Source organism: Actinoplanes subtropicus (assembly GCF_000721705.1).
Classification (GTDB): Bacteria; Actinomycetota; Actinomycetes; order Mycobacteriales; family Micromonosporaceae; genus Actinoplanes; species Actinoplanes subtropicus.
The window spans coordinates 67,294-89,877 of the sequence record NZ_JOJL01000012.1 but is presented as its reverse complement, the minus strand read 5'-3'; the positions used below and the strand labels follow the sequence as shown (position 1 = coordinate 89,877).

At 70.4% G+C, this 22,584-nt stretch carries 21 protein-coding genes and 1 pseudogene; 15 read left to right on the top strand and 7 right to left on the bottom strand.

The window, feature by feature from the left end:
- Positions 1-117 precede the first annotated feature (117 nt).
- A complete protein-coding gene (locus tag IH26_RS0118620) occupies positions 118-999 on the top strand; it encodes a tyrosine-type recombinase/integrase (RefSeq protein WP_051808266.1) in 882 nt (293 codons plus the stop codon).
- A gap of 698 nt (positions 1,000-1,697) precedes the next feature.
- Here the strand turns inward: IH26_RS0118620 and IH26_RS63920 are convergent.
- From IH26_RS63920 to IH26_RS0118605, 3 genes are all read right to left on the bottom strand, one after another.
- Complete coding sequence (locus IH26_RS63920) at positions 1,698-6,425, bottom strand: diguanylate cyclase (RefSeq protein ID WP_211268681.1); 4,728 nt, start codon at positions 6,423-6,425, stop codon at positions 1,698-1,700.
- 546 nt (positions 6,426-6,971) lie between these two features.
- On the bottom strand, positions 6,972-7,580 hold the full coding sequence (locus tag IH26_RS0118610) for an NAD(P)-dependent oxidoreductase (RefSeq protein ID WP_030437483.1): 609 nt from the start codon (positions 7,578-7,580) through the stop codon (positions 6,972-6,974).
- A 362-nt stretch (positions 7,581-7,942) separates the two neighbouring features.
- Entirely contained in the window at positions 7,943-8,437 is a 495-nt protein-coding gene (locus tag IH26_RS0118605) for a MarR family winged helix-turn-helix transcriptional regulator (protein ID WP_030437482.1), read from the bottom strand.
- Between the two features lie 272 nt (positions 8,438-8,709).
- Here IH26_RS0118605 and IH26_RS0118600 point away from each other — a divergent pair, with 272 nt between their 5' ends.
- From IH26_RS0118600 to IH26_RS0118580, 6 genes and pseudogenes are all read left to right on the top strand, one after another.
- Positions 8,710-8,994 carry a hypothetical protein gene (locus IH26_RS0118600; protein ID WP_030437481.1) on the top strand — a complete coding sequence of 95 codons (285 nt, stop codon included), beginning with the start codon at positions 8,710-8,712 and terminating at the stop codon, positions 8,992-8,994.
- A 158-nt stretch (positions 8,995-9,152) separates the two neighbouring features.
- Complete coding sequence (locus IH26_RS0118595; protein ID WP_030437480.1) at positions 9,153-9,761, top strand: GTP cyclohydrolase II; 609 nt, start codon at positions 9,153-9,155, stop codon at positions 9,759-9,761.
- 222 nt (positions 9,762-9,983) lie between these two features.
- Positions 9,984-10,448, top strand: a complete 465-nt coding sequence (locus tag IH26_RS0118590) for a cytidine/deoxycytidylate deaminase family protein (RefSeq protein ID WP_030437479.1) — start codon at positions 9,984-9,986, stop codon at positions 10,446-10,448.
- Positions 10,449-10,659: 211 nt separating this feature from the next.
- A pseudogene (locus IH26_RS61320) lies at positions 10,660-11,106 on the top strand (aldo/keto reductase); the annotation flags it as partial.
- Positions 11,107-11,176: 70 nt separating this feature from the next.
- Positions 11,177-11,848, top strand: a complete 672-nt coding sequence (locus tag IH26_RS61315) for an NAD-dependent epimerase/dehydratase family protein (RefSeq protein WP_051808265.1) — start codon at positions 11,177-11,179, stop codon at positions 11,846-11,848.
- Between the two features lie 18 nt (positions 11,849-11,866).
- Positions 11,867-12,619: a haloacid dehalogenase type II gene (locus IH26_RS0118580; protein ID WP_051808264.1), complete on the top strand. Its 753-nt coding sequence runs from the start codon at positions 11,867-11,869 to the stop codon at positions 12,617-12,619.
- Between the two features lie 40 nt (positions 12,620-12,659).
- Here the strand turns inward: IH26_RS0118580 and IH26_RS62120 are convergent, their stop codons facing one another.
- Positions 12,660-13,421 carry a helix-turn-helix domain-containing protein gene (locus IH26_RS62120; protein ID WP_211268680.1) on the bottom strand — a complete coding sequence of 254 codons (762 nt, stop codon included), beginning with the start codon at positions 13,419-13,421 and terminating at the stop codon, positions 12,660-12,662.
- 292 nt (positions 13,422-13,713) lie between these two features.
- Here IH26_RS62120 and IH26_RS0118570 point away from each other — a divergent pair, with 292 nt between their 5' ends.
- Positions 13,714-14,148: a DUF6069 family protein gene (locus IH26_RS0118570; protein ID WP_030437475.1), complete on the top strand. Its 435-nt coding sequence runs from the start codon at positions 13,714-13,716 to the stop codon at positions 14,146-14,148.
- Between the two features lie 16 nt (positions 14,149-14,164).
- On the opposite strand, the gene IH26_RS0118565 is transcribed toward IH26_RS0118570, so the two are convergent.
- Together IH26_RS0118565 and IH26_RS0118560 are read right to left on the bottom strand one after the other, a co-directional pair.
- On the bottom strand, positions 14,165-14,587 hold the full coding sequence (locus IH26_RS0118565; RefSeq protein ID WP_030437474.1) for a GlcG/HbpS family heme-binding protein: 423 nt from the start codon (positions 14,585-14,587) through the stop codon (positions 14,165-14,167).
- A 99-nt stretch (positions 14,588-14,686) separates the two neighbouring features.
- Positions 14,687-15,328: a TetR/AcrR family transcriptional regulator gene (locus tag IH26_RS0118560; protein WP_030437473.1), complete on the bottom strand. Its 642-nt coding sequence runs from the start codon at positions 15,326-15,328 to the stop codon at positions 14,687-14,689.
- Between the two features lie 102 nt (positions 15,329-15,430).
- On the opposite strand from IH26_RS0118560, the gene IH26_RS0118555 reads away from it, so the two are divergent.
- The 7 genes from IH26_RS0118555 (at position 15,431) to IH26_RS0118525 (ending at position 22,199) form a co-directional block, all read left to right on the top strand.
- A complete protein-coding gene (locus tag IH26_RS0118555; RefSeq protein WP_030437472.1) occupies positions 15,431-16,711 on the top strand; it encodes a Rieske 2Fe-2S domain-containing protein in 1,281 nt (426 codons plus the stop codon).
- Positions 16,712-16,719: 8 nt separating this feature from the next.
- On the top strand, positions 16,720-17,679 hold the full coding sequence (locus tag IH26_RS0118550) for a PDR/VanB family oxidoreductase (protein WP_030437471.1): 960 nt from the start codon (positions 16,720-16,722) through the stop codon (positions 17,677-17,679).
- Entirely contained in the window at positions 17,676-18,071 is a 396-nt protein-coding gene (locus IH26_RS0118545; RefSeq protein ID WP_030437470.1) for a YybH family protein, read from the top strand. The genes IH26_RS0118550 and IH26_RS0118545 overlap by 4 nt, the downstream gene beginning before the upstream one ends.
- Before the next feature lie 107 nt (positions 18,072-18,178).
- A complete protein-coding gene (locus IH26_RS0118540) occupies positions 18,179-19,651 on the top strand; it encodes an aldehyde dehydrogenase (protein ID WP_030437469.1) in 1,473 nt (490 codons plus the stop codon).
- A complete protein-coding gene (locus IH26_RS0118535) occupies positions 19,651-20,238 on the top strand; it encodes a nuclear transport factor 2 family protein (RefSeq protein ID WP_030437468.1) in 588 nt (195 codons plus the stop codon). Before IH26_RS0118540 ends, IH26_RS0118535 begins: the two co-directional genes overlap by 1 nt.
- Positions 20,239-21,294, top strand: a complete 1,056-nt coding sequence (locus tag IH26_RS0118530; RefSeq protein ID WP_030437467.1) for a maleylacetate reductase — start codon at positions 20,239-20,241, stop codon at positions 21,292-21,294.
- Between the two features lie 11 nt (positions 21,295-21,305).
- Positions 21,306-22,199 (top strand): dioxygenase family protein, encoded by an 894-nt coding sequence (locus tag IH26_RS0118525; protein WP_034215625.1) that lies wholly within the window; start codon positions 21,306-21,308, stop codon positions 22,197-22,199.
- Positions 22,200-22,252: 53 nt separating this feature from the next.
- On the opposite strand, the gene IH26_RS0118520 is transcribed toward IH26_RS0118525, so the two are convergent.
- A complete protein-coding gene (locus tag IH26_RS0118520; RefSeq protein ID WP_030437465.1) occupies positions 22,253-22,555 on the bottom strand; it encodes a hypothetical protein in 303 nt (100 codons plus the stop codon).
- Positions 22,556-22,584 lie beyond the last annotated feature (29 nt).

Here is a 22,584-nt window from a genome sequence, read left to right as displayed (position 1 = left end):
TACCCAGCATCAGCGGCATGTCCGTACGCCGCGTGATCGGCGAGGACGGCCACCTCGATCGGCCATTGCCCTGGGCCTCGGGCACCCCGGTCGAGATCACCATCGCCGGAGCCCATGATGCGTAGACGGACACCGACGGTCGAGGAAGCCATTCCCCGCGCGCTGGTCGGCCTCGCACCGAACAGCCGTGATCTCTACGCCTACTACCTGCGGTTGCTGGCCCAACGACACGGCAACCGGAAGATCGACCAGCTGGTCGTTTCGGACATCACCGAGCTCGGGGTCTGGGCGCAGACGATGGCAGCCCGACGCCGCAGCACGGCCAACGGCACCAGCGCCCGAGAACACGCCATCGCCGCCTGCCGGAGGCTGTTCGACACCGCGATCGCCGACGGCTACCTACAGCACAACCCTGCCAAAGCCGTCCGCAAACCCCCACGAGCCGACAGCCGACGCACCGCACTCACCGACGACCAGGTCGCCGACGTCTTCCGCGCGGTCCGCGACGAGGAGACCGGACTGCTCAGATTCCTGCTCGAGACCGCATGCAGGCGAGAAGGCCTGCTCGGCCTCACACCAGACAAGCTGCACCCGGCCAGGCAAACCGTCCTGCTCGACGAGAAAGGCAGCCGGATCCGCGAACAACCCGTCTCGCAGCTCATGATGGAATACCTGCAGCAGCCCACCTGCCCCATCTACCAGTGGACCCGCCGCCGGCTCGACAGCCTCTGGCTGCGCATACGCCGTGAATTGCCCTGGGCCGACGAAATCAGCCTGAGCACCCACTGGTTCCGACACACCACCATCACCAACGTCGAACGCGTCACCAGATCACCCGTCCTGGCCGCCACCTTCGCCGGACACCGACTCAGCAAATTCGGCGCCACCGCGACCTACATCGCCCCCTACAGCGTGGCCGAGGTCGCCTGGGCATTCACCCAAGTCTTCGGAGGCACCCACCCGCTCGTCACGTCCGACCAAATACCACCAGGCGGGTAGCCCGATCGACGACGCAGCCACCCGCCGCCTCAACGTGGCCGCCGCCGCGCCCGCCGTGACCGACATCGCACCAGCACACGACGACAGCCCGTTCATTTTCCGGTCAGCGGGTCACCATCCCGGGTGAGCGTCGCTGGCAGAGCGCTGCTGGACCTCGTGCTCGACGCAGAGGTACGTTCGTCATGCGCGAGACCGCGACGGCGCTGTTCTGGCGTCACGACGCCGTCGGCTTCGCGGCCGTGGCGGGAATGGATGAGGCTTCCGGCACCCGCGGCGCCGCCAGGGCAGCCGAGCTGTCGCGGCCGGCCTCACCCGTCGTGGCGCAGATGGCGCCAGACTCGCTCGGGTGTGAGGGGCAGATCCCGGATGTAGACAGCCCGTGGCGCTGGCGACGGGCTCCTTGTACGACAAGCTGACCGCCACCCGACCGCCGCCGGCACTGCCGGCGTAACTTGCAGGCACCGTCGGACTGTGCCGATGGTAATTGAGTAGGCGGCCCCTCCGTAGAGGTCGAAGCGACCATGCGGCGGGGCCGGCCCCCGGCCGCCCCGTCGCATTCAGCAGCTGGTCGGTGGCCGCCCGCCTCCGATGCTGACCGAGACGTCCAGCCCTGGTGCCATGCCGTCGCACGGCGCCGGGGGACCGCCTCGATGGTCTCCTCGGCCCTGGCCCCAGGCTCGGTGATCGGCGCCCCCCGCTCAGCCGGCGGCCACTCGATTCCGGCCGTCGCGCTTTGCCTCGTAGAGGACCTCGTCAGCGGCCCGGATCAGCTCGTCCGGCGGGAGTCCGGCGGCGGGCACGGCGGTCGTCACGCCCACACTGATGGTGACGATACCGTTGTCGGCGAGCAGGTGCGGCTCGCGCAGGGCGGCGACCGCGCGGCGGGCCCGTTCGGCGACTGCGATGGCGCTAGCCGCGTCCGCGCCGGGCATGACGACGCAGAACTCCTCGCCGCCGTATCGGGCGACCAGGTCGGTGGTGCGGACACTGGCGGCCAGCGTGGCTGCCACGCGCCGGAGGCATTCGTCGCCGCCCTGGTGGCCGTAATGGTCGTTGTACTTCTTGAAGTGGTCGATGTCGATCATGGCGAGGCCGACCGGCTCTCCGGAGCGCTGTAGCCTCAACCATTCGGCATCCAGCATTACGGCGAGTCCGCGCCGGTTGGCCAGCCCGGTCAGGGGGTGGGTAAGCGCCAGGTGCCCCAACCGACGGTTCGCCTCGGCGAGTTCCGCGGTGCGCTCGGCGACCTTACGCTCCAACGACGCGTAGACCAGGGCATTGTCCAGCGACACGGTGAGCTGCCCGGCGATCAGCAGAACCGAGTCGAGCCGGGCGGCCGAGAAGGCGTGGCGCGTCAGCCGGTTCTCCAGCACCAGCATCGCTCGGGGCGCGCCGTGACTGAGCACTGGCACCACCAGAAGCGAGCACCGGCTGATCCCCGAGAGGTAGGGATCGCGGGACACCCGGTCGTCGCGGGACGCGTCGTCGACCAGCATGGGTTCCTGGGTTCGCTCGGCGTACCGGACCGCGGTGATCGGCAGCAGCCCGCGTTCGCCGGCCTGAGCGGCCGTGAGGGCCGGGCGTCCCCCGTCGGCCGGCAGGATCCAGCCGCCGGTCTGGTCATCGCGTAGCAGCATGCGGACCGCGGTCGCCCCGGTCATGGCACTGAGTATCCGCTCCACCCGATGGCGCAGGCTGTCGAGGTCGGTCTCGGAACTCAGTGCCCGGGCGGCCTCCAGCACCGCGAGCAGGTCGATCACTTCGGTGGAGAGGTTCACGCTGGGCGGCACGTGTCGCCTCGTGCCGTCGCCGGCGCGTGGCGGCGACGGCAGGGATACGAGGAACGGGTGGTCTCGCTCCATCTGGCTCACCTTGGCGGGCGCACGCCACGCGGCGTACCCGCGGTGGGCTTCCGCCAGCAAGTGCCGGGCGACGCGTTCCATCCCTTGCGCGCGTACGAAGAGAGCGGCCCGCTCGGTGATGAGCGCGGCCTGCCAGGGGTGCGCGACCTCGGCGGCCTTGGTCATCGCGTTGTCGAAGGACGCCGCCGCCGCCGGGAAATCGCCGACGACCCAGGCCTGTTCGGCCTGGGTCAGCAGGTACAGGTGACCGAAGTTGCCGGGCTGGTCGGCGGCGCGCGCAGCCAGGAACTCGGCGCTGCGGTCGAGCTCGGCCAGGGCCTCGTCGCGTAGCACGCCCTCGCCGTCACGGGCTCGCTCGGCCGCGCCGAGCGCCCCGAGCAGATGCACCGACACGATGCTGTAGGTGCCCGCCACGGCCGGGGCGTGCGCTACCGCAGCAGCGCTGTGCCGGATCAGCGAGTCGCGGTCGCCGAAGACCGCCGCGGCCAGGGAACGGACGAGGTGAAGGTTCGCGACAATGGCCGGGCTCGCGGCCGGTGCCTGCTCGTCGAAGTCGGCGTCGCCGCGGAGCACCCCCACCAGCTGTCGAAAGAGCCGCAGACCGGCGGCGGCCTGGCGATGACCGATCCGGTCGCACAACGCGAGCCCGGCGTCCACCTCGGCGGCATACTCGTCCAGGCTGGCACCACAGTCGAGCAGGGCAGGCGCCGAGGCGAAGTAGGAGGCGGCCGCGTTCTGCAGGTCGCCGCCGCGCAACAGGCCGACGCGAGCCTCCCGCGCGATCTGCACGGCTTGCCCGAACGGTTCGAACCAGAAGACGGCCGCGATCGCGTACAGGAACCGGGCCTGGGACGTGTCCGGCTCGTAGCCGCGCGCCTCGCTGACCTCGAGGACACGTCGCGTCGCCCGGTAGCCGGCCCGGTAGTCTCCGCGCACCGCAATGACGACGAAACCTGCATGGGCCAGCGGTCCGACCAGCGCGGCCGCCGGTCCCCCGGCGGCCCAGTGCGCGGCCGCCTCCAGCACCAGCCAGGCCATGGTGACCTGGTCGTGGAAGAAAGCGGGAGCCATCAGCCGATTGATCACCCGGGCGGTCGCGATCAATCGTGGATCGGTCACCTCGGGCCGGCTCAGGTCGTCCGCGGCATCCCCCTTCGCCAGCCACGCGTACAGGTTCTCCAGGCCGGCGCCCACACTCGGCCCCACCCGCTCGGGCCCGGGCACGTCGGTGCCCAGCCGGCGCAGCAGGTCCAGCCCGAGCGTCAGCGCCTCGGCCAGCATGCCGCGGTTGGTCAGCGCGACGATCTGCTCGCACACGACCGGCGCGTGGACCACCGGATCAGGGACCTGCTCGGCCAAGGCCCGGAACACCTCGTCGGCCTCGGCGAAGCGGCCCAGTCCGCACAGCACGGCGTGCCACTCCGCCCGCACATGCGAACGGACGGGATCCGTGGCCGGCAGCAGTCGCAACGCCGCCGCCAGCAACGCCTCGGCCGCCACATAGTTGGTCACCAGCCAGGCCGCGGACGCCGCCTGCCGCATCAGGGAAGCCGCCACCAGGCGCTCGTCCACGTCGGACAGCTCTTCCCACACGGTCAGGTACTGCTGCGCCGCTACCGCGGCATACGCCGGTTCGCCAGCCAGCCGACGGGCCACTGCCAGCGCGAGCAGCCGCCGGGCGCCGGGATCCAGAAGGCCGTACGCCGCCTGCTGAACCCGGTCGTGCCGGAACACCGCCCGCGAAGGACCCTCCCGATGCACCACCACCAGGCCGTCCTCCGCCGCCGGCCGCAGCGCGGTGGCAACATCGTCGGCGGTCCGGCCGGACGCGACCCGCAACAGTTCCAGGTCGACCTCACCACCGATGCCGGCCATCACCTCGAGCAGTTCCCGGGCAGCGGCGGGCAACGCCTCGATGCGCGCACCGAGCAGATCCACCACGTCGCCGACGCCGACGAACTGGCGAAGCGAGGTGGGATCCCACCGCCAGCCGCCGCCCTCGGGCATCAGCAGGCCCTCGCGCCGCAGCGCATTGACCAACTCCACGGTGTCGAACGGATTGCCACCGGTGCGGGCGGCAAGCGCGTCCGCCAGGGGCGCCGCCACCGATGCGGGCAGGCGCAGCATCTCGGCCAGCAACGTGCACAGGTCACCCGATAGCAGATTGGCCAGCCGCAGCTCACCCTGGCCCTCGCCGTCCTGGCGCAATCGGGCCAGGACAGCGGTCAGCGGATGCGCCTGATCCACCTCGGACTCGCGGAACGCGCCGAGGATCAGCGCACCGGGCAGGTCCGGCTCGGCCAAGACGGCGTCGAGGAACCCGAACGCGGCGGCCCCGGCCCACTGCAGGTCATCGACGAACAACACCACCGGATGCGCGCAACTCGCCACGGCTTTGAGCAGATCGAGATAGACCTGACGAATCCGCGCGGCGAGGAGGCGCGAGTCGTTGTCCGGCGCTTCCGGGGGTACGCCGAGCAGCACGGCGAACGGCGGCAGGATGGCCGCGGCGGGCGGAGCGTTGGACCCGAGCGCGGCGAGGAGACGTTCGCGCAAGCCCGCGATTTCTTCGTCGGATCCGGCGAGCAATTGGCCGCCGAGCGCGCTGAACGCCTGCCCCACGGCGTCCGCGCCGAGGTCCCGCCGGTACTGGTCGAATTTGCCCGTCACGAACCAGCCGCCGGCGGCGGCCACGGCCGGCCGCAGCCGGTCGATCAGCGCCGTCTTGCCGACCCCTGGCGGTCCGGTGACCAGGGCGACCCCACGGTTGCCGGCGACGGCCTCAGCGAACAGACCACGCAGCGTCGCCAGGGGCACGTCCCGCCCGATCAGCCCGGCCGGCGCAGCCAGCCGCATCGGGAAATCCCGCTCCGCCAGGGGAAACGAGCCGGTGCCGTGAGCGATCGCGGCGCGCAGCCGGTCCAGGTCGTAGGCGAGCCCCTCGCCACTCTGGTAGCGCTGCTCCGGCTCCTTGCTCAACAACCGCAGAGTGATGTCCGACAGCAACGCCGGGACTCGTGGGTTGACCTCAGCGGGCGGAGCCAGCACCCGGGCCAGATGGTCGTGCACCAGGCGCAGCGGATCGCCGCCCCGGCCGAACGGCGGCTCACCGGTCTCCAACTCGTACAGGGTGGCGCCGAGAGCGTACAGGTCGGCCCGGTGATCCACCGGCCGACCGGTCCGTCCGGTCTGCTCCGGCGCCAGATACGGCAGCGTGCCGACCAAGCCGTTCTCCGGCAGACCGGCGTCCGGATCCTCGGCGGCGACCGTAGTGGCGAGCTCATAATCGATCAGAATGGGCTGCAGCCCCGGCGCCGGCACACCGTCGACAAGGGGAACCAGGACGTTCGCCGGGCTGACGTCCCGGTGCACAACACCACGACGGTGGATACCGGCGATCGTGTTGGCAAGACCGACCGCCAAATCAAGCAGCGGAGCGAGATCCCAGGGGGCCGCCAACGCGGACAGCGTACGGATGGGGGTGTCGACGAAATCCAGCGTGCCGTCGGCGGTGTCCCGCGCCAGCCGTGGCGTACCCGCGAGGCCCGCAAGCCGATGCAACACGGCGATTTCGTTACGCAACCGCTCGGCGGCATGGGGACCCAGTGGCTGCTTACGGACCACCGCAACCCCAGCGCCGTCCGGGTGGACCCGCACCACCCGGGTCCGCTCACTGTCGTAAAGAATCTCGGAGTGGGGCGACGCAGAGCTCACCTGCCTCTCATCGACCGCACCCCGCCTCCGCTGAGCTTTACGCCTCCGAACCGCGTCCTCGTGCAGCATGACCGGGTCCGACCGGCCATCACCCGCCTCGCAGGCCACGCGGGCGACTCCGACCTCCGGCGTGGCCGACCCCTCCCGATGGCCGACGCTTCGGACCAGTCACCTCCCGACCCGCTGCCGTACAGCCAAGCTGTTCTTCTACCTTTCGCCGCTGGTGAGCGGTGTCACCCATCAGTGTCGCCCGGAAACACCGCGATCGTCACGAGTAGCGTCGCTCAACAGTTCAGCGCGCGGCGGGTGGACGCCTACCGCGACCGAGCTCTGGTCGGCGCCGGCCGGGGAGTTGGGGGGCCTTGACGGATCACCGCGGAACTCGGGGCCGACCGGTCAATGGGCAACGCTGAACAGGCCGCGCCGGTGGGCCGGCTTCTCGATCTCGTCGATCAGGGCGACCGCGACGTCCTCGAAGGAGATGCCCTCGCCGGCCGGATGGTCGACGCCAACGCGGTAGCTGCCGGTCCGCTCGCCGGGCCCGACCAGCGGGGCAGGTGAGATGAACGTCCAGTCGATGTCGTCGTGATGCGTACGGATCAGCTCGTAGCCCTCTATTCCCGCCATCGCCTCCTTCCGGTGGGGCGCCGGGAAGCCGGGCAGGTCGATCATGCGATGGCCGGCCAGGGTCAGAGAGGCGCCGCCCCCTACGATGATCAGCCGGGCATCACCGGCCGTCGCGGCCAGGTTGCTCAGCCCGTCCAGGTAACCCTGCCAATTCCCGCCGGACCGGTCCGGCGCGATGGCCGCCACGATGACCTCCGCGGTCGATGCCATGCCCTTGGCGAAGACGGGGTCGCAAGCGTCGCCGCGAACGGCAACCGCGCCGGGCGGCAGGTCGCCACCCGAGCGGCTCACGCCGGTCACGTCATGACCGCGCGTGACCGCCTCGGCTGCCACCCGACTGCCGATCCGGCCGGTCGCTCCATAGACAATTATCTTCATGCGCGGAATTTGTCCCACCGCGGTATGAGCCCGGCGCAGGGGTCGGAACGGGTGGTCGAGGGGGCGCCGCCCTGGCGAAACTCGCACCTCCGTCATCGACCACCGCCGTCGTCGACCACCCCTGTGACGCCCTCGCGACGGCACGACGGACAAGCTGCCCACATCCGCTCCCGGCTGTTCGCCCGGAAGGCGATCGGGCGTTCAACAACCACCGAGCGTGATGGCGCGCGGACGGTGGTATCCCTGTGCGATCCAAGACCCGCTTGACGATCACGCCGGACGGTTGAGCTTGTTCTCGGCGGCCCTTTCGGGTGGCCCGGGGCGGTCGTGGAACAGCAGGAGTTGGCGGAGGGACGGACTGCTCACCCTCGATCGCTCCCGCCGTTGCCCGAGGTGATGGCGCGCAGTACGCGCTGGCCGATGCGGGCCAACTGCCCGACCTGCGCCCTGGTCAGCTGGTCGAACACGAGGTGGCGTACCTCGGCGACGTGGCCCGGAGCCGCGCGGACGAGCTTGTCGTACCCCTCCTCGGTCAGTATGGCGAGGGTGTAACGGCCGTTGGCCGGGTCGGGGCGACGGTTGATGTACTTCTTGCTCTCGAGCCGGGCCGCGACCTGCGAAAGACGGGACAGCGACCCCTCGGCAAAGGCGGCGAGCTCGCTCATCCGCATTTCGTGCCGTGGCGACTCGGACAGCGCCGCCATCACCCCGTACTCGAAGAGTGTCAGACCTTCGGCACGCAGTTGCGCGTCGAGCGAGGGCTCCAGGCGCCGCATCAGGCCGAGCAGGGCCAGCCAGGCACGACGTTCCTCCTCATCCAGCCAGCGGGGCGCCTCACCGGCGGGCGTACTCGTCATGCCCCCCAATCTACTCACGCTTCACGCTTGAAGTAAACCAGGTCACATCTGACTTGAATCTTGAAGTCAAGGTCGCTAGTTTGACTTGAACATTTAAGTCCGAACACGGGTTCGGTCAGGCCCGACATCCCCCATCCGCACAGTCGATCTGCGCCCGTTGAAACCGGAATGGCCACATGAGAGTCTCTGCAGCACTTCCCGCGAGAACACGCTTCGCCCTGCTCGCGGCGGCGGTCGCCACAGCGACCGGCGCACCAGGCCCTATCAAGGTCGTGACCAGCGGCCTCCCGGGCGTCGACGACTTCACCTTCCTCAGCGACCGCTCCGACGTCGTGTTCGCCGCGCAGAGCAGCCTCGACCAGCTCGCGCTCGTCTACCCCGACGGAACCGCCCAGACCGTCCTGGACGCCTCCGACGGCCTCGCCTCACCGACATCCGTCGCGGTACGCGGAAACCAGATCTACATCACCAACGCCGGCTTCGCCCAGCCACACACCCCGAAGGTGCTGCACGGAACGCTCGACTTCGCCGCGCCACGTCTCACCCAAACCTACTGAACCGCAAGCCGCTAGAACCCAGCGCAGCACTCCAAGCAACACTCGGGTCGCAGCCATCCCTACCCCGTCACGGTGGGATGGCTGGCCCCACGGCGACGTGGCGGTGGTGACCTGTACGACGTCTTCCTGCCGATCTTCGCGACCAATAGGAGTTCCCCGTGCCGACCGCTACCGTGCGTACCAGGGTCACCGTCCCGCTGCGCTTCGCCGACGGCTACACCGTCACCGCTGACGTGGTCACCTTCCACGGCCTGGCCGACGGCGCCGAGCACCTCGCGATCGTCCTCGGCGACCCGGGTGTCGGCACCCCGCTGGTCCGCATGCACTCCGAATGCCTCACCGGCGACGTCTTCGGCTCGGCCCGCTGCGACTGCGGCCCGCAACTACGCGAGGCGGTCCAGCGCATCGACAACACCGGCGGAGTGCTGCTCTACCTGCGCCAGGAAGGCCGCGGCATCGGCCTCTACGCCAAGCTCGACGCCTACGCCCTGCAGGACGCCGGCTTCGACACCTACCAAGCCAACCTGGCCCTCGGCCTGCCCGAAGACGCCCGCGACTACACCGCCGCCGCCCAAATGCTGACCGCCCTCGGCATCAATGAGCTCAACCTGCTGACCAACAACCCCGACAAGGTACGACAGCTGCGCGACCTCGGCATCACCGTCGCCGCGACCGTGCCCACCGGCGTGCACGCCACCGCAAGCAACCTGCGCTACCTGCAGACCAAGATCGAACACACCCACCACACCATGGCCCTGGCCGGCTGACCGAGACCGCCAGGAAAGCCGCCCCCCGAACCCGTCCCGACCGACCTCGGCACCCTCGCCGGCCGCACCGCCACCACCACCGCGCTCGGCGCCCGCAACGCCGCCGACACCCCGACCGAACAGGCGCCGGCCGCCGTTACCAGGCCCACACCGGCCGCACCCATAACAAAACCGTCAGCATCCCCTGACCACCGGGCCGGCCACGCACACCCTGGAGCCCGCATGAGCCTCCCCACCACCCAACGCCCCACGCACACCGACCGCCTCCTGCTCACCGCCGCGATCGACCTGTCCCGGCTGTCGCCGCCCGCACCCACCCACTACGCCGTCGGCGCCCTCCTGGCTGACTACACCGGCGCGGTGCTCGCCACCGGATACACCGGCGAAACCGACCCCCAGGTGCACGCCGAAGAGGCCGCCCTCGCCAAGCTCGGCCCCACCGACCATTCGGTCGCCCTCTACACCTCGCTGGAGCCGTGCACGGTCCGCAAGTCCCGCCCGACACCCTGCACCGAACTGATCCTCGCCGCCGGCATCACCCGGGTGGTCCTCGCCCTGCGCGAGCCGCTGCTGTTCGCGGACTGCCACGGCGTCGAAACCCTCATGCGGCACGGCGTCGAGGTGATCGAGATCCCCTCTCTCGGAAACCGAGTCCGCGACATCAACGCCCACCTGCTCCGGCCATAGCCCGCTCACCGGACAGATCCTCGGCATCTCCCAGTCACCCATGCCGGCTACTCGACCTGGCTGATCAAGCCGCGACCCGGGCGGCTCACCTGGACGCAGGGCATCGTGCTCACCAAGTACGGTTCCGTTGGTCTCCCTCCCGCCTCACCACTGCTCGGCGAGCCCGATCTGCCGCGCAGCGCGTCGCGCTACGCACGAATGCGGGCTGATCAAGGACGTCGGCCGCCGTGACGAGCTGGTCACTGCCACCAAGGTCCAGGGCCGGATGCAGGCCGGCCCGACCGGCGCCGGCCTGTCCCGCAAAGCGATCCTCAGCCAGGTCGACGCCAGCCTCGCCCGGCTGGGCAACGACTACATCGACCTGTACCAGATACACCGGTGGGATCCGCACACCCCGATCGAGGAGACGCTGGCCACCCTCGACGACGTGGTGCGCTCCGGCAAAGCCCGCTACGTCGGCGCGTCGTCCATGGCGGCCTGGCAGTTCTCCAAGGCGCACTACCTGGCGGAAAGGGCAGGCATCAGCCCGTTCGTGTCGATGCAGAACCACTACAACCTGCTCAAGCGGGAGGAGGAACGGGAGATGCTGCCGCTCGGCGCCGACCTCGGCGCCGGCGTCATCCCGTGGAGCCCGCTCGCCCGCGGCCGGCTCACCCGCGACTGGGACGAGGCGACCTGCCGCAGCCAGACCGACGAGGTCGGCGCCGGCCTTCTCCGGCATCGAGGAGGTGCACCGCGGCGTCGAGGCCGTCGTCCACCTCGCCGCGATCCCCGGCGCCACCTTCGCCCCCGGCGCGGCGACCTTCGACAACGACCTCATCTCCACCTTCCACGTCTTCCAAGCCGCCCAGCTCTTCAAAATCCACAACCTGGTGTGGGCATCCGGCGAGACCGTGCTCGGCTACCCTTTCGACAACCCACCCGCCTACGTGCCCCTCGACGAAGACATCCCGATGACGCCCGAGGTCGTCTACGCACTCGCCAAGGACCTCGAGGAGGAGATGGCCCGGCAGTTCTGCCGCTGGGACCCACAGCAGAAGATGATCGGCCTGCGCTTCTCCAACGTCATGGAGACCTCCGCCTACGCGGAGTTCCCCTCCTTCGAGGCCGATCCGGTATCCCGCAAGTGGAATCTATGGACCTACATCGACGTCCGCGAGGCGCCCAGGCGGTGGTGCTCGCTCTGGCCTACAAACGGTCCGGCCTTCGACAACTTCATCATCGCCAACGCGGACAGCGTGATGAGCCGGCCCTCCGCCGAGCTCATGAAAGAATTCTTCCCCGGCACCGTGTTCCGCAAGCCGATCGAGGGAACCGCTTCGCTGATCTCGGTCGAGAAGGCCAAGCGTCTGCTCGGCTGGGAGCCCAAGCATTCCTGGCGAAACCACGTCTCCGCATAACTGGCGAAAGGACGACCGTTGACTTCGACGCGACCTGCCCGCGACGCCGTCAGCGCGGTGTGGGCGGTGCTGTTCGACACCTTCGGCACCGTCGTGGACTGGCGCTCCGGAATCACCGCGGCGGTGCGGCGCACGGCCGCGGTGCACGGCGTCCCCCGCGACGCCGAGGCCTTCGCGGATGCCTGGCGGGCGAAGTACGAGCCGTCCATGGATCGTGTTCGAAAGGGGCTCCGGCAGTTCACCACCCTGACGCGACTGCATCGGGAAAACCTCACCGCGACCCTGGCAGACTTCGGCGTGAATCTGCCGGACCCCGAGATCGAACGCCTCACCCACGCCTGGGAGCAGCTGCCGCCCTGGCCCGACAGCGTCGCAGGACTGACCATGTTGCGCCGGCGCTACATCGTCGGCCCGCTCTCCAACGGCAACGTCGCCCTGCTCACCCGGATGGCGAAACACACCGGCCTGCCATGGGACGTCATCATCGGCGCCGACGTCACCCGCCGGTACAAACCACAACCCGAGGCCTACCTGCACGCCGCTACCCTGCTGGAGTTGGAGCCCGAGCAAGTGATGCTCGCCGCCGCACACAACCACGACCTGGCGGCTGCCCGCCAAGCCGGATTCGCAACCGCATTCGTGCTCCGCTCGACCGAGTTCGGACCCTCGCAGTCCGGCGACCTACAAGCCGAATCGGACTGGGACGTCATCGCGACCGACTTCGTCGACCTAGCAGAACGGCTCGGCGCCGCCGACTCATCGCCCCATTAGGACCGGCGGAATCTTCAGATGACAGGTTCACGCACAGACTTCATCCCGTACGTGAGGGCGGCTCGACAAGCGCGGGGAGGCCGACGCCGAGCGCGCTGCCAAGCTTCTGCAAGGTGCCCACAGTGGGGTTCGCGACGCCCTTCTCCACGTTGATCAGCATCCGGCGGCTCACCCCGGCGACCTCGGCCAGCCGATCCAGCGTCCACCCTCGCGCCTGCCGGCCGCGCCTGACCCGGTCCCCGATCGCCGGCACTAGGGCCGTGGCGTCATCGCCGTATGATGCACTATATTGCGCATCCGCCCATCCCTCGGCCAGCCGGGAGGCGAGCCAGGGCGGGAGTGCGCGCCTCGAGCCGACCGTGCCCAGAAGTTCCGTGCAGGCCACCTCCAGCTGGCCGAGGCCCTGCGGGCTGAGCGCGTCGAAGACCGCGGACCGCACCGCCGTCACATGGCCCGGCGCGGCGGCCACCACCTTGGCGTACCCCTGCTCGGTCAGCACGGCGACGCTGCCCCGCCCGTCGTGCGGGAACCGCTCCCGGCGGATGAGACCGCGCCGCTCCAGGGCGGCCACCAGGTGGGACAGCCGCGACCGCGAACCGTTCGCCATCTCGGCCAGCTCGCTCATTCGCATCGAACGATCCGGCATCTCCGACAGCGCGGACAAGACCACATACCCGAAGTGGGTGAGCTCGGCGTCGCGCTGCAGCTGCCCCTCCACCTCGTCGAGCACGAAACTCAGCACCACCGCGAAGAGCCGCCACACCCGCTCCTCGCGCTCGGTCAACCACCGCACCTGCTCCATCGGAGTGACGATACGCGACCGCCGGTGTGGCGCGCGCAAATATTGACTGTTCAACGATATGGCCCTGGCGTGGCATCTGCTTGCAGGGACAACCAAATTCCCTGACGGAGAGGACACGATCTCCATGACCACGCTCAGCAGGCGCCAGGCGCCAGGCGCGCGGCGCCGCAGGCACGGTGCTCGGCGCGGCCGCATTCGGCGCCGCGATCCCCGCGGCCCAGCCCTGGCGTGCTCGGCCTGCATCCCGGCCGATGAACCCGACCGTCCGCACCGACCAGCACAGGAGACCGCAATGACCGTCACCTCCAACTCAGCCCGCGTCTCGGTGGGCCGCACGGTTACCGCTGTGGCCCTTTCCACCGTCGTCGGCGCTGCGGCCGCCGGCCTGACGAAAACCGCGATCGCCCTGATCGCCCGGGCCGCGGGAGCGTCGCACGATTTTCGGCCGTTGTGGCCAAGCAGCTACCTTCCGGTGACCGTGCTGGGTGTCCTCGCCGGCGCGATCGGCTGGCAGATCATCCGCCGGCGGGCGGCCCGGCCGGCGGCTGTCCTCCGGTGGCTCGTTCCCGCCGCGGTCGCCCTCTCCCTCGTCCCCGACATCGCCGACGGCGCCGCCGGCAGCAGCCCGGGAGTCAGCTGGGACGCCGTCTCGGCTCTCATGCTCATGCACCTGGCACTCGCGTCCATAGCCGTCACCGTCTATCGGTGGCTCCTGCCCCTACGCTGAATTCAGGAACACCGGCCTACGCGACGAGCTCGGCGACCGCATCGCGCGCCAGACCCGCGATGCGGTCGTCGGTGACGTCGTCCGCCCCGCCCACGCCGATCGCGCCGATGACCTCTCCATCGGCAGTCACGAGCGGTATGCCGCCGGCGACCGGCAGCAGGTTGGCATCGACCAGATGGGGCGGTGCCACCTGCATCCGCGGGGACGCGGCGAAGGCCGCGAACTTGGCCGTCGGGACACCGCTCACGGCCGAGGTGTACGCCTTGCGTCGTGCGGTCTCGACGCCGAGCGGGCCGACGCCGTCGTCGCTCAGAAGAACCTTCGTGACGCCACTGCGGTTGACCACGACGGCGCACACCCGGTGCCCGTCGGCTCTTGCCGCCTGCAGGGCGGCAAGCGCGGCGCCGTAGGCGATGTCGTAGCTGAGCGGCTCTCGCATGGAGCAGTCCCTCCGTCGATCCCGGCCACGCCGGTCAAGCGCCCAGTATGTCGCCTCCCCGAGATAATGTGAAGTAGCAGTCGCATTCGCACGACGGCTTTAGCTCGCCGGCGCGCCGAGGAGGTAGAGGCAGGCGACGGTGACAAGTTCGTCGGTGAGCTGGCGCCAGGTCAGCGGCCGGTCGGACTCGAATCGTTCGCCGTTCAGGATGCGGTTGTGGCAAGCCCCGTACACCAGGCGATAGACGACATCTATCCGCAACTCGGGCTCTGGCGAGTCGATCGCCGGAAGGATGGGATCGAGGAACTTCCGGAAGACGCGGGCGGCGTCGATGCTGGCCTCGGACCCGAGCTTGGCCACGGCGGTGTCGGTGGCGCCGGCGACCAAGAAGACGCGCATCAGGCGCTCGTGCGCCTGGTAGGTGTCGGTGAGCCCGGTGACCGCCGAGGCCACCAGCGCGGCGGGATCGGAGCGCCGCGGGGTGAAGCGGCGGATGATGTCGGCGCGAAAGTGCTCGATCATCTCGCGCTGCAGGGCGGCGATCAGCCGGTCCTTGTCGCCGAAGCGCCGGTAGACGCCGCCCACCGAGGCCCCGGCCCGGGCCGCGACGGCCGCGATGGTGAGCGCCTCGGTGCCACCCTCCTCCAGGAGGGCCGTCCCGGCCTCAAGGATCCGCTGCTGGGTACGCCAACTGCGCGCCTGCTGCGGCGGCGGCAGATCGAGCGACGACTCGGTACTCATCGACCCAGCGTACGGGTTTGCGGCCGGTGACGGTTGACACACCGGCGCGATAATGCGAATGTGAATTTCGGATCTCATTCGTGACGCCCGGGAGACAGAACCATGACCACCACCTCAGAGATCGACACCGGCACGGGTTACGGCCGGCCGAAGCCCTCCTACAACGCCCGGCTGCGCGAGGTCGGTCCCGGCACGCCGATGGGCGAGGCGCTGCGCCGCTACTGGCACCCGATCGCCAGCTCCGAGGCGCTCGTCGCCGGGGCCCTCCCGCAGAAGACCCGTGTGCTGGGCGAGGACCTGGTCGTGTTCCGGGACGGGCAGGGCACGCCCGGTGTCGTGTTCGAGCGCTGCGCCCACCGCGGCGCGAGCCTCTACTACGGCCGCGTCGAGGACGACGGCATCCGCTGCTGCTACCACGGCTGGAAGTTCGACACCCAGGGCCACTGCATCGAGCAGGCATGCGAGCCGGGCCTGGGCCGCAAGCGGGACGCCGCTCGCCAGCCGTGGTACCCCGTCGCGGAGCGCTACGGCCTGGTGTTCGTCTACATGGGACCGCCCGAGCTCAAGCCCGAGCTGCCCCGCTACGACGCGCTGGAGGACCCCGCCGGGGACGAGCGGTATTTCGCCAGCTGGCCGGTGCCGCACGCTGCGGTCCTCGGCATGCCTGCCGACTTCAGCTGGCTCAACATCTATGAGAACTCGGCCGACCCGACGCACGTCACCTGGCTGCACTCCACTCACAGCGGCTACCAGATGTTGGGCGTCGGCACGTTCGGCTACCCCGAGAACTTCTTCGATCCGGCCACCATCGCCGAGCGCCTGACGTACGAGCGCACCGACCACGGCCTCAAGTACACCCAGCGGTTCGAGGTCGACGGCGCCGAGTACGGCTTCGCGGTCGACCAGCACCTGCCCAACGTCTTCGGGCTTCCGGACTACGTGAAAGTGACCCCCGACGCGCGGCCCGACCAGCTGCTGTGGGTCGTGCCCTCGGACGACACCAGCCACCGGCTGTTCTTCTCGATCCGCACCAACGATCCCGAGCGCATGGTCCGCTTCGTCATCGGCATCACCCAGAACGGCAAGCAGAACTTCGAGCTGACCGAGGAGGAGCGGCACCGGTTCCCCGGCGACGCGGAGGCGCAGGGCTCGCAGGGGGCGATCACCTTGGACTCCGAGGAGACCCTGGCGACCGGGGACCGCGGCGTCGTCATGCTGCGTCGCATGCTGCTCACGATGGCCGCCGACGTCGAGGCCGGCCGCGATCCGATCAACATCATCCGCGACCCGGCCGAGGTGCACCACGTCGAGACCGGCCTGTTCACCCTCGGCGAGCGCCCGGCGGGCGACCGCGCCGGCGCCTCGGCCTCCGCCGGGGTCTGAGCCGCACCATGAGCACCGAGTGGCTCGACACCGTCGTCGACGACCGGCGCGACGCGACCGGCCGGATCGTGGTGCTCGACCTGGTCAGCCCCGGCGACGCCGAACTGCCCGAGTTCGCCGCCGGCGCCCACGTCGACGTCCTGGTGGACGGCGCCGCGGGGCTGGTACGCCAGTACTCCCTGTGCGGGCCGCCGCACGACCGCAGCCGCTACCGGCTCGCCGTGCTGGCGGAAACGGCGTCGCGGGGTGGCTCGCTGGCGATGCACCGGCTCCGCAAGGGCGACCGGCTGCGGATCTCCCCGCCGCGCAACCGGTTCGGGGTCGCCGCCGAGGCGCGCCGACATCTGCTGCTGGCCGGCGGCATCGGCGTCACTCCCCTGCTGGCCATGGCGCACGCGCTGGACGCCGGGAGCGCCGAGTACGAGTTCCACTACTGCGCGCGGAGCCGGGCGGAGGCCGCGTTCCTCGACGAACTGGAGCACCATCCGCGGGTCCGGCTTCACGTCGACGACGGTCCGGCGGAGCAGCGCTTCGACCCGGCCGCGATCGGCCGGCCCGACCCCGGCACGGCGATCTACGTCTGCGGTCCGGCGGGCTTCATGGATTTCGTGATCTCCTCCGCGCGTACGGCGGGATGGCCGGCCGAAGCGATCCACAAGGAGCGCTTCGCCCCCGTGGACGACGTCGCCGCGCACACCGTCGGCGGGGCGTTCACGGTGCGCCTCGCCAGCACCGGCGCCGAGTACGAGGTGGCCGGGGGCGAGAGCGTCCTGGACGTCCTGCTCGCCCATGACGTCGACGCCCCGTACTCGTGTCAGCAGGGCATCTGCGGCGAGTGCGTGGTGCGCGTGCTCGCCGGGGAGCCGGACCACCGCGACGACGTCCTCACCGACCGCGAGCGCGCCGACGGCCTGTTCACCACGTGCTCCTCCCGAGCACTCTCCCCGATTCTGGAGCTCGATCTATGACCACCATCTCCACCGCCGCGGTCCAGGCGATCGAGCACGCCGAGGCCGCCTGGATCGAGGCTCTCGTCGAGGGCGAGGAAGCGCTGATCGCCCTCATGCTCCCGGACAGCACCGTCGTCCACGGCCCGGCCGGGAAGGTCGACGACCGGGAGACCTGGGCCCGCTTCCACCTGCAGCGCCGCCGTTCCGTCTCCGGGCGGGCCACGCGGCTGAGCATCACGGTGCGGGGCAGCATCGCGATCGCCACCTGCTTCCAGGAGATGTACACCGTGCTCGACGAGAGCGGCACGCCGTTCCCGATGCAGGAGACGGTCACCCGGGTCTGGGCGCAGACCCCGGCCGGCTGGCGCGTGGCGCACATGCACATGGCCAGGCGGTTCCCCCCGGTCTGAGCGGTGTTCGATCAACGAACACCGGGGTTCAGGGCAGGTCCGGAGTCACGGAAAGTTCCACGCGACCGGTTCGTGCGGCGATCGCCGCTGTCATGAAGGTAGGGCGAATGTCAGCCACAGAAACAGAGGTCCGGACCAGCGATCTACTCATCGCCGGCAAGCACGTCCCGGCCGGTGACGGCCGCTACTACACCACGACCGAAGCGCTGAGCGGCGAACCGATCGCGCGGGTCGCCGCGGCCACCGTCGAGGACGTCAATCGCGCGGTGGCCGCGGCGTCGGCCGCCCTCGCCGAGTGGTCGGGCCTGCCGCCGGCCGCCCGCCGGTCCGCGCTCGAGCGGGCGGCCGCCCTGCTGGGTGAGCGCGCCGGCGAGATCGTCGCGACGATGAGCCGCGAGATGGGCGCCACGCTGCCCTGGTGCGGCTTCAACGTGCACGTCGCGAAGGGCATGCTCACCGAGGCGGCGGCCCAGGCCTACGCGGCCGTCGGCGAGGTCATCCCGTCCGACGTGCCCGGCCTCACCGCCCTCGCCGTGCGGCAGCCGGTCGGCGTGGTGGTCGGCATCGCACCGTGGAACGCTCCGCTGATCCTCGGCGTACGCGCGGTGGTGTGGCCTTTGGTCTGGGGCAACACGGTGGTGCTGAAGTCCTCCGAGCAGACGCCGCTCACCCAGGCCGCGATCGTCCAGGTTTTGCACGACGCCGGCGTGCCGGCCGGGGCGGTGAACCTGATCAGCAACGCGCCCGAGGACGGCCCCGCGGTCGTCGAGGCCCTGATCGCGCACCCCGCCGTGACCCGGGTGAACTTCACCGGATCCAGCCGCGTCGGCCGGATCATCGGCGAGCTCGGCGGCCGCCACCTGACCCGGGTGGTCCTCGAGCTCGGCGGCAAGGCGCCGCTCGTGGTGCTCCCCGACGCGGATCTGGACGAGGCCGCCGCGGCGGCCAGCTTCGGCGCCTTCATGAACCAGGGCGAGATCTGCATGTCCACCGAGCGCGTCATCGTCGGCCGGGACATCGCCGACGAGCTGTCCACCCGCCTGGCCGAGCGGGCCGCCAAACTCATCGTCGGCCCGCCGAGCGACCCCGCCTCGCAGATCGGGCCGCTGGTGCACGCCGGCGCCCGCGACCACGTGATCGCGCTGATCGAGGACGCCCGGGCCAAGGGTGCGGAGATCCTCACCGGTGGCACGAACGACGGCCTGTTCGTGCGGCCGACCGTACTGCGCGGGGTCACGCCGGAGATGCGCATCTACCGTGAGGAGTCCTTCGGCCCGGTGGTCTCGATCGTCGAGGTGGACTCGGTCGACGAGGCCGTCGCGGTCGCCAACGACACCGAGTACGGGCTCTCCGCCGCGGTCTTCGGCCGGGACGCCGCCGCGGCGCTCGACGTCGCCCGCCGGATCAAGTCCGGCATCTGCCACATCAACGGCGCCACCGTGCACGACGAGCCGCAGATGCCCTTCGGCGGCGTCGGCGCCAGCGGCTGGGGCCGGTTCGGCTCCCGCGCCGCGCTGGAGGAGTTCACCGAATTGCGCTGGATCACCATCCAGTCCGGCTCCCGGCACTACCCCATCTGATGACCGACGACCGCGCCGAGATCCGGCAGCTCGTCGAGAACTGGGCGCTGTGGCGCGACGCCGGGAACTGGGACCGGTTCGCCACCGTCTGGCACCCGCGCGACGGCCGGATGAGCGCCACCTGGTTCCACGGCAGCGCCGCCGACTTCATCAAGGCCAGCCGGGAGGGCTTCGAGAACGGCGTCAGCATCCTGCACTTCCTCGGCGGCCACACGGCAGACGTCGCCGGCGACCGGGCCATCGCCCAGACCAAAATGACCATCAACCAGCGCGCGACGATCGACGGCGTCGAGGCCGATGTCGTCTGCACCGGCCGCTTCTACGACCTCCTCGCCCGCCACGAGGCCCGCTGGACGATCGTTCGGCGGCAGCCGATCTACGAGAAGGACCGGCTCGACGTCGTCGACCCGGCCGCCTCGCTGACGCTGGACCCCGGGCTGCTGAACCGGTTCCCGATCGGCTACCGGCACCTGGCCTATCTACAGACAAAGACCGGTTTCACCGTACGGGACGGACTGCCCGGCCTGACCGGTGCGGCCGTCGAGCGGCTCTACGCCGAGGGCGCACGATGGCTGGCGGAGGGCTGAATGCGGTTCACCCACGAGACCCTCGGCCAGCGAGTGGTGTTCGCGGCCGGCGAGTCGCCCGCCGCCGTGGCGGCCGAGGTCGAAGCGCTCGGCGGCGCCAAGGTCATGCTGATCGCCTCGGACCGCGAGAAGGACCTGGCCGACCCGATCGCCGAGCAGCTCCCGGTCGTGCTGCGGCACGAGGAGGTCGTGATGCACGTACCGGTCGAGGTCGCGCTACGCGCCCGGCACGCGGCGGCCGGCGCGGGCGCGGACATCCTGGTCAGCGTCGGCGGCGGCTCCACCACCGGGCTCGCCAAGGCGGTCGCGATGATCACCGGGCTGCCGATCGTCGCCGTGCCCACCACGTACGCCGGCTCCGAGGCCACCAATGTCTGGGGCCTGACCCGGGGCCGGACCAAGACGACCGGCGCGGACCGCAAGGTGCTGCCCGCGTCGGTCGTCTACGACGCCGCCCTGCTGACCACGCTGCCCGCCGAGATGACCGTGGCCAGCGGCCTCAACGCGCTGGCGCACGGCGTCGACGCGATGTGGGGTCCGCGCACGGACCCGATCGACCGGGCGCTGGCGCAGGAGGCGATCCGCGGGCTGGCGGCCGGCCTGCCCGCGGTGGCAAAGGATCCGGCCGGCGTCGAGGGCATCGAGCAGACGCTGTACGGCGCCTACCTCGCCGCGGTCGCGTTCGCCTCGGCAGGATCCGGCATGCATCACAAGATCTGCCACGTCCTCGGCGGCATGTTCAACCTCCCGCACGCCCAGACCCACGCCGTGGTGCTGCCCTATGTGCTGGCCTTCAACGCCCCGAACGCCCCCGAGGCGGAGGCCCGCATCGCCCAGGCCTTCGGCGCTCGGACGGCGAGTGCCGGCCTGGCCGCGCTGCGGGAGGTGCTGGACGCGCCGCGGGCCCTGCGCGACCACGGCATGCCCGAGGACGGCATCGCCAAGGCGGTCGGACCGGTCATGAGAGCGATCCCGGCCGGCAACCCGGCCCCCGTCACCGAGGAAAGCCTGACCGCGTTGCTGGAGGCCGCGTGGGCCGGCGAACCGATCAACTGAAGGAGGCCGCCATGGCAACCCAGCGCGAGGTGTCACCCGAGCAGCAGGCCGTCGAACAGGGCCTCGTCGACGCCGTCGTGGCGTCCTTCGACACCTGCCCCGACTCGCGGCTGAAGGAGCTCATGGTGAGCCTGGTCCGGCATCTGCACGCGTTCATCCGCGAGGTCCGGCTGACCGAACGGGAGTGGGCCGCGGCGATCGAGTTCCTCACCCTGGCCGGTCACATCACCGACGACGTACGGCAGGAATTCATCCTGCTCTCCGACACCCTCGGCGCCAGCATGCAGACGATCAACGTGAACAACCAGGCCTACCAGGGCGCCACCGAGGCGACCGTCTTCGGGCCGTTCTTCGTCGCCGACTCCCCGCCGATCGAGGCCGGCGGCGATCTGTCCTTCGGCGCCCCCGGCGAGCCCTGCTGGGTCGAGGGCACCGTCACCGGCACCGACGGCAAGCCGCTGGCCGGCGCCCGGATCGAGATCTGGGAGGCCGACGAGGACGGTCTCTACGACGTGCAGTACGACGCCGGCAAGCGCGCCGCCCGAGGGCACCTGTTCTCCGCGGACGACGGCGGCTACCGCTTCTGGGGTCTCACCCCGACGCCGTACCCCATCCCGAACGACGGACCCGTCGGCGCGATGCTCGACGCGGTCGGCCGCTCCCCGCTGCGCGCGAGCCACCTGCACTTCATGGTGTCTCACGAGGAGGCGCGCACGCTCGTGACGCACATCTTCCCGGAGGACGACCCGATCGGCCGCAAGGACACCGTCTTCGGCGTGAAGGACTCCCTGATCAAGAGGTTCGAGCGGCAGCCCGCCGGAACGCCGACGCCCGACGGTCGCGTCGTCGACGGCGCCTGGAGCCGGGTGCGTTTCGATATCGTCCTCGCTCCCGCGGGCGTGTGAGGCACCCATGGACGATCGAACGACGGAGATCCACGAGCTCCTTCCCGATCTCTTCATGATCCGGACGGGCTTCCCGCAGATCTACCTGTGGCGCGACGGGTCTTGATCTCGTTCGCGACGACTGAGAAGTCTTGCACCTCGAGCGCCGGCACGATGACGTAGACCTTGCCGCCGGTGATCTTCGACGTGTCGATGGCCGGGCCCGGCGCGACGAAAGTGTCGATCGGCTGGCTCGCGGATGTGACCGCCTCGGTGACGGCGGCCGGAACGGCGCTCGCCGCGTTTCCGGATGGGCCCGAGGCCGCCGAGGTGCTGCCGCAGCCGGCGAGGACGAGTGCCGACGCCACGACAAGCATGCGTTTAGCTGTATTTATCATAATAAATT

Bases quoted from the DNA above. Each gene is read 5' to 3' on its own strand.
- IH26_RS0118620 (WP_051808266.1), top strand. From the start codon at position 118: ATGCGTAGACGGACACCGACGGTCGAGGAAGCCATTCCCCGCGCGCTG.
- IH26_RS0118610 (WP_030437483.1), bottom strand. From the start codon at position 7,580: ATGAAGATAATTGTCTATGGAGCGACCGGCCGGATCGGCAGTCGGGTG.
- IH26_RS0118605 (WP_030437482.1), bottom strand. From the start codon at position 8,437: ATGACGAGTACGCCCGCCGGTGAGGCGCCCCGCTGGCTGGATGAGGAG.
- IH26_RS0118590 (WP_030437479.1), top strand. From the start codon at position 9,984: ATGAGCCTCCCCACCACCCAACGCCCCACGCACACCGACCGCCTCCTG.
- IH26_RS62120 (WP_211268680.1), bottom strand. From the start codon at position 13,421: ATGGAGCAGGTGCGGTGGTTGACCGAGCGCGAGGAGCGGGTGTGGCGG.
- IH26_RS0118570 (WP_030437475.1), top strand. From the start codon at position 13,714: ATGACCGTCACCTCCAACTCAGCCCGCGTCTCGGTGGGCCGCACGGTT.
- IH26_RS0118565 (WP_030437474.1), bottom strand. From the start codon at position 14,587: ATGCGAGAGCCGCTCAGCTACGACATCGCCTACGGCGCCGCGCTTGCC.
- IH26_RS0118560 (WP_030437473.1), bottom strand. From the start codon at position 15,328: ATGAGTACCGAGTCGTCGCTCGATCTGCCGCCGCCGCAGCAGGCGCGC.
- IH26_RS0118555 (WP_030437472.1), top strand. From the start codon at position 15,431: ATGACCACCACCTCAGAGATCGACACCGGCACGGGTTACGGCCGGCCG.
- IH26_RS0118550 (WP_030437471.1), top strand. From the start codon at position 16,720: ATGAGCACCGAGTGGCTCGACACCGTCGTCGACGACCGGCGCGACGCG.
- IH26_RS0118545 (WP_030437470.1), top strand. From the start codon at position 17,676: ATGACCACCATCTCCACCGCCGCGGTCCAGGCGATCGAGCACGCCGAG.
- IH26_RS0118540 (WP_030437469.1), top strand. From the start codon at position 18,179: ATGTCAGCCACAGAAACAGAGGTCCGGACCAGCGATCTACTCATCGCC.
- IH26_RS0118535 (WP_030437468.1), top strand. From the start codon at position 19,651: ATGACCGACGACCGCGCCGAGATCCGGCAGCTCGTCGAGAACTGGGCG.
- IH26_RS0118530 (WP_030437467.1), top strand. From the start codon at position 20,239: ATGCGGTTCACCCACGAGACCCTCGGCCAGCGAGTGGTGTTCGCGGCC.
- IH26_RS0118525 (WP_034215625.1), top strand. From the start codon at position 21,306: ATGGCAACCCAGCGCGAGGTGTCACCCGAGCAGCAGGCCGTCGAACAG.
- IH26_RS0118520 (WP_030437465.1), bottom strand. From the start codon at position 22,555: ATGCTTGTCGTGGCGTCGGCACTCGTCCTCGCCGGCTGCGGCAGCACC.